The 2,291-nt window shown below is 69.1% G+C and carries 1 protein-coding gene; it reads left to right on the top strand.

Going from position 1 to position 2,291, the window contains the following annotated elements; all coding sequences use genetic code 11:
- The first annotated feature begins 384 nt into the window (after positions 1-384).
- The gene (locus AC1D15_RS27970) at positions 385-2,214 is read left to right on the top strand and encodes a TolC family outer membrane protein (RefSeq protein WP_477828576.1); all 1,830 of its coding nucleotides are present in this window, start codon (positions 385-387) and stop codon (positions 2,212-2,214) included.
- The last annotated feature ends 77 nt before the right edge of the window (positions 2,215-2,291 follow it).

Here is a 2,291-nt window from a genome sequence, read left to right on the forward strand (position 1 = left end):
GCGCATGCGGTCGGCGTCCCAGGCGCCCGAGGGCACGCCGGCGAGCACGAGCGCCACCGCCACCATCCACGCGACGATGCCGCGGCGCAGCCGGCGGCAGGACATCACGTCGGGGTTCGATTCAGCGTGCACGTGCATCCATGTGGTGGGGCCCGACGTAAGGATGTCGTCATGGTGCGCGGCGACTTGAGGAGTCCCCACGCCGGCGCACCAGAGTCCGGCAGTGTGTGAGGAGTTGTGGCAGAAACACCGCTCCGCGCACCCATTGCGTGAAATACTGTGGGCGCCTTGATGATCTCCCGATGCGCCCGGGTGAGCAGTTGTAGCGCGGCCACTACACTCCGATCGGGTTTACCGATGGGTTCGCTCAGAGACAGGATCACGATGCAGTTGAAGACCAAGAGCTTGCTCTCCACCGCCGCTGCCGCACTGCTGTGCACCGGCCCCACCCTCGCGCAGAGCAACGACGCCCTGAAGGCGGCCGCCCAGAAGGCCGTCTCATCCAACCCTGAAGTCACCGGCCGGTTCAATGCCTACCGCGCGTCGTCCGATGCGATCGACGCCTCGCGCGGCGGCTTCTATCCCCGGCTCGACCTGAGCGCCAACGTCGGCCGTGACCGCGACAGCATCGATTCGCGCACGCCCGAGAGCCAGTCGACCAGCCGCAGCGGTGCGGCGCTGACGCTGACGCAGCTGCTGTGGGATGGCCTGGGCACCAGCAAGGACGTGAGCCGTCTCGGCCACGAGCGGCTGGCCCGCTACTTCGAGGTGGTCGACGTCACCGAGCAGACCGCACTCGAAGCCGCGCGCGCCTACTACGACGTGCTGCGCTACCGCCGCCTGGTGGCGCTGGCCGAAGACAATTTCGTGCAGCACCGCAGCGCGTTCAACCAGATCAACTCGCGCGTGCGTGCCGGAGTCGGCCGGGGCGTCGACCTCGAGCAGGCCGGCGCGCGGCTGGCGCTGGCCGAATCCAACCTGTCGACCGAGGTGTCGAACCTGCATGATGTGTCGGCGCGCTACCAGCGCGTGGTCGGCGAGGCGCCGCCGGCGGTGATGCCGCTGCCCGTGCCGCTGCGCCAGGCGATCCCGGCCAGCGCGAACGAGGCGGCGGCCGAGGCGATCCGGCGCAGCCCGACGATCAGCGCGAGCGTCGAATCGCTGCGCTCGGCGCGCTCGCTGGTCTCGGTGCGCGAGAGCGCCTACCAGCCGAAGGTCGAGGCCCGCGTGCGCGCCGGTGCCGGCCGTAACTTCGACGGTGTGCAGGACCAGCGCCGCGACAGCACTGCCGAGATCGTGCTGAACTGGAATCTGTTCAACGGTGGCTCCGACCAGGCCCGCGTGCGCCAGCAGACCAGGTTGCTGACGCAGGCCGAGGACCAGCGCGACAAGGTCTGCCGCGATGTGCGCCAGACGGTGGAGATCGCCTACAACGACACCCGCAAGCTGGTCGACCAGCTGGGTTATCTCGACCGCAACACGATCGCGATCGAGAAGGCACGCGACGCCTACCGCCAGCAGTTCGACATCGGCCAGCGCAGCCTGCTCGACCTGTTGAACGCCGAGAACGAGCTGTACACCGCGCGGCGTTCGTATGCGAATGCCGAGTACGACCTGGGCGTGGCTTACGTGCGCACGCRGGCGTCGATGAACCAGCTGAGCGCCCAGCTCGGGCTGGCGCGCGACCAGGGTGCGCCCGAGGCGCCGGACGACGCGAGCGGGTGGTCGGCCGATGGCGATGCGCCGGGGCGCTGCCCGGCCGATGCCGTGACCTCGCCGCCGATCGATTTCGAGGCCTTGTCGAAGCGTGCTGCCGCCGGTACCGGCCCGGCCACGCCGATCGCGGGGGGCGTCTCGACGCTGCCGGCCGTGGTGGCACCAGCCAGCTCGCCGCTGCCGCGCCTGAATGCGTGGACGGCGGCCTGGGAGGCCAAGGATCTGCCGCGCTATCTGAGCTTCTATGCACCGGGCTTCAAGCCGGCGCAGGGTTCGGTCGACGCCTGGAAGGCACGCCGGCAGGCGATGCTGGCGAAGACCGGTCCACTCACCGTGAAGCTGGAGAACGTCGACGTGCAGGCCACCGGGCCTGGCGTTGCGCAGACCCGCTTCAAGCAGACGTACACCTCGTCGGGCTACTCCGACGTCGTGAACAAATCGGTGACCTGGCAGTTGATTGACGGCCAGTGGTTCATCACAAAAGAGAGCAACCTCTGACTCGGTCTTTCGCTCGTCGCGGCGGGTGAGGGAATGGGCTGGGGGCTCATGCTGGTGCGGTCGGCGCCCGGGGGGCG

The organism is Rhizobacter sp. P2_H2, from assembly GCF_056403375.1.